We start from the raw sequence: 6,285 nt of genomic DNA, 5'->3' as shown, positions 1-6,285 counted from the left end.
GCCGTTATCCATCGGCATCGCCGGCGCGGGCAGCGCCGGACTGGCCGCCGCGCTGGCGCTGGCGCAAGCCGGCCATCAGGTGCGCGTCTTTGAAAAACACCAGGGGTTCACCACGCTGGGCGCCGGGCTGCTGCTGCAGCCGCCCGGGGTGCGCGCGCTCAAATCCCTGGGCGTCGACGTCGCGGCGCTGAACGTAGGCGCGCCGATCGACCGCCTGCTGGGCCTGTCGCATCGCGGCTGGCGAGTCGTGGACATCGATTACGTGGGTGACGGCGCGCGGGCCGTGACGCGGGCAGCCTTGGGCGGAGTGCTGTTCGAGGCCGCGCGGCGCGCGGGCGCCGAGTTCTCGTTCGGCTGTCCGGTCGAGACGCTGGCGACCCGCGAGGGCAGGGCCCACGTGACGCACGGCGCGGGGGAAGCCCGCGCCGAGTCCAGTTTCGATGTGTTCGTGGTGGCCGATGGCGCCGCGTCCGCGCTGCGCGAGCAGGTCGGCCTGGCGGCGAGTTCGCGCGCCTACGCCTGGGGCGCGTTGTGGGGCCAGTTCTGGACGCCCGGCTGGAGCGGGGCGACGCAGCTGCTGCAGCGCTTTCGCGGCACCCGCGAAATGATGGGCCTGCTGCCCACCGAGATCGGCCCCCAGGGCGTGCGGCTGTCGCTGTTCTGGAGCATCCGGCACGACGCCTTGCCGGCCTGGCGCGCCGCGCCCATCGGCGCCTGGAAGGACCGCATGCTGTCCCTGTGGCCCGAGGCCGCGCCCGTGGTGGATCAGATTTCGCGGCACGAGGACCTGGCGGTGGCCACATACCGGCATACCTGGCCGCGCGGCTTGGCTGCCGGCCCGTATTGCGCGGTGGGCGACGCGGGCCACGCGATGAGTCCTCAGCTGGGATTGGGAACGACGCTGGCGGTGCTGGATGCGATGGCGCTGGCGCGGGCCCTGGGGCAGCACGGCGCCGCAGCGGGACCGGCGCGCTACGCCCGCAGCCGGTTATTGCCTTCGCGCCTGTACCAGAGCCTCAGCCGGGCGCTGACGCCATGTTTCCAGGCTTCGGGGCCGGGGTTGTGGCGCGACCTGCTGTTCGGTGGCGGGCTGCTCGTGCCCGGGATGAAGTCGCTGATGAAGCGCGGCCTGCTCGCCATGCCGCAGCCGGGGGAGCCGGGCCGCGGCTGATCCGCCGCGCGGCGGCCCTCAGGCCGCGTACCAGAGCACGGCGAAGAAGTGGCACGCAGTGCCGGCGAGCACGAACAGATGCCAGATGAAATGGCTGTAGCGCCAGCGGTTGTCGAGCACGAAGAACACCACGCCGCCGGTATAGGCCAGTCCGCCCGCCACCAGCCACCACAGGCCGCCCGTGGGCACGCGCTCGATCAGGGGATTGACCGCGATGATCACCAGCCAGCCCATCGCCAGATACAGGCCCGTGGAGATGGCCGGGCGGTTGAGCCGCTTGCTGGCTTTCAGCCCGACGCCCAGCAGGGCCATGCCCCAGACCAGGCCGAACAGGGTCCAGCCCCAGGGGCCGCGCAGGGCGCCCAGGGCGAAAGGCGTGTAGGTGCCCGCGATCAGCAGATAGATGGCGGAATGGTCCAGCACGTTGAAGAGCTGCTTGGCGCGGCTCTTGGGCAGCGCGTGATAGATGGTGGACGCCAGGTACAGCAGGCACATCGTCGCGGCGAAGACCGCGGCGCCCGCGATGAAGGCGGCATCGCCCTGGCGCACGGCGGCCAGGATCAGGATGGGAGCGGAGGCCACGGCGCCCGCGGCGCCGACGCCGTGGCTGATGGCATTGGCGATTTCCTCGCCCAGGGTCTGGGGTCTGTCGTTGGGAAACATGAATGCGTCTAGGTTGGTTCAGGCCTACACCTTAGGCGCTTTGGGGCGGCGGCTCAAGGCGGCGAGCGAGCCGGTCGCGGCCGAGGCGGTCTCCGTTTGATCTACTGCAAATCGACCTGCGTGTCGGCGTCCCGAAAGCGCTGCCTGGAAGTTACTCTGTGATACATTCAGCGCGCAAGCAAACGCAGGTTTACTGGCCGAGGCCCAGCAATGGCGCGCAGTTTCACCAACTTGTTTTTCAAGGCCGCAAAGAAGATCGGCAAGCTGCAGCGCGCGGCCTTGCGCATGGCCACGCCCAAGGCTGCCAAGAAGCGCAGCGCGCCCAAGCGCCGGGCCGCCAAGCCCGCTGCGGCCTCCGCTTCCCGCAGCGCTGCCGCGCCTTCGTTGGGGACCGGCCGCTGGGAAGCCTCCCGGCAATTTTCCGATGCCCAGGGCCGCCGTCTCACTTTCGCGCGCTACACGCCCGCCGCGGCGCCGCGCGCCGGCATGCCGCTGGTGGTGATGCTGCATGGCTGCAGGCAGACGGCGCTGTCGTTCGCCCGCGGTTCGCGCATGAATCAATGGGCCGACGCGGGCGGCTTCATGGTGCTGTATCCGCAGCAATCGATGACCCGTCAGGTGCAGCGCTGCTGGCGCTGGTTCCAGCCCGACGACGCGCACGGCGGGGCGGAAGCGGACCTGATCGCCGCCCTGATCCGCGCGGAGTGTGCCCGGCATGCGCTGGACCCCGAACGCGTCTACATCGCGGGATTGTCAGCCGGGGCCGGCATGGCCGCGCTGGTGGCCTTGCGGCATCCGCGCCTGATTGCCGCCGTGGCCATGCATTCCGGGCCGGTTGCGGGCGATGCCCACAGCGCTGCGGGCGGCATCGGCACCATGCGGCGCGGCGCGCTCAAGCCGCTGCTGCCCTTGCTGGAAAAAGTCGCGGACCCGGCGGTGTTCCGCCTGGGTATGCCCGCCATGATTCTGCAGGGGCAGCTGGATCCGACGGTGGCGCCGCGAAACGCCAGGCAATTGTTCGAACAGTTCCGCGCCGTCAACGATCTGCCGCCCGAAAGCGTGCCGGTCGAGCGCGTGCTGGGACTGGGCACGGAGAAATCCTACCGTCGCGTCGATATGCTGCGCGGCAGCCGCACGCTGCTAAGGCTATGCGAAATCACGCTGGTGGAGCACGCCTGGAGCGGCGGCGACGCCTCGGTGCGCTATCACGCGCGCAACGGACCGGATGCCTCGGCGCTGATCTGGCGCTTCTTCCAGACGCACCGCCGCGCGGCGCGCGGACAGGCGGAATAAGCCGCGGTCGGTCCGCGCAGCGGGCGGCAGTCCCGTCCCGGCCACGGCAGTAAGATCAGCGTATTCCCGGCGCGTTCCGCGCCAGCCGCCTCGTCCCTGTCCGGAGTCCAGCCATGTCACTTTCCATGTATCAGGCCAGCGTGCCTGCCTTCGTCCGCGGCCTGAACGTGCTGGCCGCGCTGCTGCAAAAGGCCGCCGACCACGCGGCGGCGGCCGGCATGGACCCGGCCGAACTGATCAATGCCCGGCTGGCGCCGGACATGTACCCGTTGAGCGGCCAGATCCAGCGCGCCAGCGACGCGTCCAAGTTCGCGGTGCAGCGCCTGTCGCGGGTGGAAGCGCCCAAGTTTCCGGATGAGGAAACCACGTTCGAACAGTTGCAGCAGCGCATCGCCGCCACCCTTGCGTATCTGCGGGACGTGCCCGCGGACCGGCTGGATGGCGCCGAAGGCCGCAAGGTTTCGCTGGCGTTCGGCGACTTCAAGCAGGAGTTCCGCGGCGACGACTACCTGCTGACGTTCGCGCTGCCGAACTTCTACTTCCATGTCACGACGGCCTACGCCATCCTGCGCCACGCGGGCGTGAAGATCGGCAAGCTCGATTTCCTGGGGCCGTATCCGCAGCCGGCTGCCTAGCCTTGCTTCTTTGACGCGTCGCCGCAGCCTTCCATCGGACCCATCCTCGCCATGTTCTCCTGCACTTCCTGCGGCGTCAGGTCGAACTTGTGCGTGGCGATGGACCAGCGGTGCCCGCAAGGGTCCACCACCTGGCCGTAGCGGTCGCCCCAGAACATGTCAGCCACGGGCATGGTCACCTGGGCGCCGGCCGCCACCGCCTGCTTCATGGCGGCGTCCACGTCGTTGACGTAGAGATGCAGGGTCACGGGCGTGCCTTTGAGCGCCTTCGGGCCCAGGCTGCCCCATTCGGGGAAGTCGTCCATCAGCATCATCACGGAATCGCCGATGCGTATGGCGGCATGCATGATCTTGCCGTTGGGGCCGGGCAGCCGGGCCAGTTCCTCGGCGTTGAAGGCTTTCTTGTAGAAGTCGATGGCCTGCGCCGCGCCTTCGCACACGATGTGCGGGGTGAGCGTGTGCATGCCGTCGGGGATGGGTTTGCTTGCAGGGTTTGCCATGAGGTATCTCCAGATTTTTCCGTTTGAACGGGCGGGAACGGATCCCGCCGCCTCAGTCGCCTACCAGAGTGGTGAAGCCGCCCCAGCACATGCGCTTGATATCGAACACGTCGTCGCAGCAGTGCTCCGCCAGGCGCGGGTCCGCCATGACCTTGGCGTTGATCCGGTCGCGATCCGCCTTGCTGGGGTAGGTGATCCAGGCGAACACCACCGTTTCCCCCTCGCGCGCGCCCGCGGCGGCGCTGAACGAGCCGGCGCCTTCCTTGTCGATTTCTTCCGCCACGCATTCGCGGTAATCCAGCGCGCCGTGTTCCAGCCAGACCGTCTGCGCTTGCTGCGCCATCTTCCGGTAGGCTTCGAGGTTGGCCTTGGGTACGGGCAGCAGGAAGCCGTCTACATACTTTTCCATCAGTAACTCCTTGATCCACGTTGTTCTGTTCTGCGCCAGGACGCCCCGCAAGCCGCCCTTGGCGCTACCCCGGATCTCATTCCGGTAAGTGTCACTGTATCGGGATCGCCGGCGATTTCAGATAGGCGATTGCGACAATCTTGAGGGTGGATTGCGACAGTTGGCAGGCGTATGCTTTGCAGGATGAAAAACGTCGCCTTCCTACTGCCCCTGGGGGCGAACATCGCCTCGCTGGAAACCGCCCGGCATGGCTTCCTGGTCGCCAATGAATACCTGGCCGCGCACGGGCGCGAACCCAGGTTCACGGTGCGCACGCTGGCCCTGACCCGCGAAGTCCGGCTGGACCAGGGCCGCATCACGGTGCAGGCCGACATGGTCCTGGCCGATGCCCACGACATCGACATCTGCATCGCGCCGCCGCTGCTGGGTTCGGTGTCCGACGCGGTGCTGTCCAACCGCGAACTGATCGAATGGCTGTCGCGCCATCACCGCGAGGGCGGCGAAGTCGCCAGCCTGTGCATGGGCGCCGCGCTGCTGGCGGCGGGCGGCGTCCTGGACGGCCAGCAGGCGGTGGTCCACTGGGTGGCCCAGAACCTCTACGCCAGCCTGTTTCCCAGCGTGCAATGGGTCAGCGACCGCGTCGTCATGGCGGACAACGGCATCTACACCAGCGGCGGCGCGTTCTCCGCGGCGCACCTGGTGCTGCACCTGATCGAAAAGTACACCGACCGCGACACCGCCATCTGGTGCGCCAAGTACTTCCAGCTGGACTGGAGCCGCCAGAGCCAGTTGCCGTTCTCGGTGTTCGTGGGGCAGAAGTCGCACGCCGACGAGGTCGTGCGCGCGGTGCAGGATTACATCGAAGGCCGCTACACGGAAAAGATCACCGTCGAGGAACTGGCGGACCGTCATGCCATGGGACGCCGCACGCTGGAGCGCCGCTTTCGCCAGGCCACCGGCAACAGCATTGTCGAATACGTGCAGCGGGTGCGGGTGGAAGCCGCCAAGAAGCGCCTGGAGACCTCGCGCAAGAGCGTGGCCGAAGTCATGTACGAAGTCGGCTACAACGACACCAAGGCCTTCCGCGACATCTTCAGCAAGTATTGCGGCATGTCGCCGGTGGGCTACCGCGAGCGCTACCACTTTCAGTAGCGGCTTCAGCCCTGGTGCCGGTACACCCGCGTATCGCGCATCACAAAGCCCGCGGACTCGTACAGGTGGTGCGCGGACAGCCGGCTCGGGTTGGAGGTCAGGTCCAGCGTCTTGGCCCCGAGTTCGCGGCTTTTGACGATGGCGGCATGCGTCAGCGCCATGCCGACCTTCAGGCCGCGGGCCTGTTCGTCCACCACCACGTCTTCGATCCACGCCCGCACGCCGGTGGGAATGCGGAAGTGCACCAGCGTCAGCGTGCCGACGATGCGCTTGTCGCTGCCCATGGTGGCGATGAACAGGTGGGTGCACGGGGATCGGATGATCTCGTCCAGCGCCTCGCGCGTCGGTGGCGCCGCGGTTCTGGACAGTTGCGGCAAGAGACGGGCGAATGCCGCGACCAGCGCAGCGCTGGCCTGGGTGGCGAGCACGACTTCGACTTCATTTCCTGGAGGGGGCATCATG

Annotated in this window: 8 protein-coding genes; 4 read left to right on the top strand and 4 right to left on the bottom strand. The window is 68.1% G+C overall.

Annotation, left to right across the window (positions count from 1 at the left end):
- Positions 1-1,171: NAD(P)/FAD-dependent oxidoreductase (locus N5C88_RS08240; RefSeq protein WP_280015118.1), on the top strand; the 1,171-nt coding region annotated here is incomplete at its 5' end.
- A gap of 18 nt (positions 1,172-1,189) precedes the next feature.
- Here N5C88_RS08240 and N5C88_RS08235 read toward each other — a convergent pair.
- Positions 1,190-1,834, bottom strand: coding sequence for a hemolysin III family protein (locus tag N5C88_RS08235; RefSeq protein ID WP_059372515.1), 645 nt, complete (start codon positions 1,832-1,834; stop codon positions 1,190-1,192).
- Positions 1,835-2,044: 210 nt separating this feature from the next.
- Here N5C88_RS08235 and N5C88_RS08230 point away from each other — a divergent pair, with 210 nt between their 5' ends.
- Both N5C88_RS08230 and N5C88_RS08225 read left to right on the top strand, forming a co-directional pair.
- Positions 2,045-3,127, top strand: coding sequence for a PHB depolymerase family esterase (locus N5C88_RS08230; RefSeq protein ID WP_251881872.1), 1,083 nt, complete (start codon positions 2,045-2,047; stop codon positions 3,125-3,127).
- Positions 3,128-3,240: 113 nt separating this feature from the next.
- A complete protein-coding gene (locus tag N5C88_RS08225) occupies positions 3,241-3,762 on the top strand; it encodes a DUF1993 domain-containing protein (RefSeq protein WP_059372520.1) in 522 nt (173 codons plus the stop codon).
- On the opposite strand, the gene N5C88_RS08220 is transcribed toward N5C88_RS08225, so the two are convergent.
- Together N5C88_RS08220 and N5C88_RS08215 are read right to left on the bottom strand one after the other, a co-directional pair.
- The gene (locus N5C88_RS08220) at positions 3,759-4,262 is read right to left on the bottom strand and encodes a VOC family protein (protein ID WP_280015117.1); all 504 of its coding nucleotides are present in this window, start codon (positions 4,260-4,262) and stop codon (positions 3,759-3,761) included. The two genes, N5C88_RS08225 and N5C88_RS08220, sit on opposite strands and share 4 nt — an antisense overlap.
- A 52-nt stretch (positions 4,263-4,314) precedes the next feature.
- A complete protein-coding gene (locus N5C88_RS08215; protein WP_059372524.1) occupies positions 4,315-4,671 on the bottom strand; it encodes a DUF1428 domain-containing protein in 357 nt (118 codons plus the stop codon).
- A 171-nt stretch (positions 4,672-4,842) separates the two neighbouring features.
- On the opposite strand from N5C88_RS08215, the gene N5C88_RS08210 reads away from it, so the two are divergent.
- The gene (locus N5C88_RS08210; RefSeq protein ID WP_118932495.1) at positions 4,843-5,823 is read left to right on the top strand and encodes a helix-turn-helix domain-containing protein; all 981 of its coding nucleotides are present in this window, start codon (positions 4,843-4,845) and stop codon (positions 5,821-5,823) included.
- Positions 5,824-5,828: 5 nt separating this feature from the next.
- Here N5C88_RS08210 and N5C88_RS08205 read toward each other — a convergent pair whose 3' ends face one another.
- Positions 5,829-6,284 carry a GNAT family N-acetyltransferase gene (locus tag N5C88_RS08205; protein ID WP_240633248.1) on the bottom strand — a complete coding sequence of 152 codons (456 nt, stop codon included), beginning with the start codon at positions 6,282-6,284 and terminating at the stop codon, positions 5,829-5,831.
- Between the last annotated feature and the right edge of the window lies 1 nt (position 6,285).

The organism is Achromobacter sp. GD03932 (assembly GCF_029839485.1).
GTDB classification, from domain to species: domain Bacteria; phylum Pseudomonadota; class Gammaproteobacteria; order Burkholderiales; family Burkholderiaceae_B; genus Achromobacter; species Achromobacter bronchisepticus_A.
The sequence above is the reverse complement of the archived record's forward strand: the minus strand, read 5'-3'. Positions and strand labels throughout refer to the sequence as shown.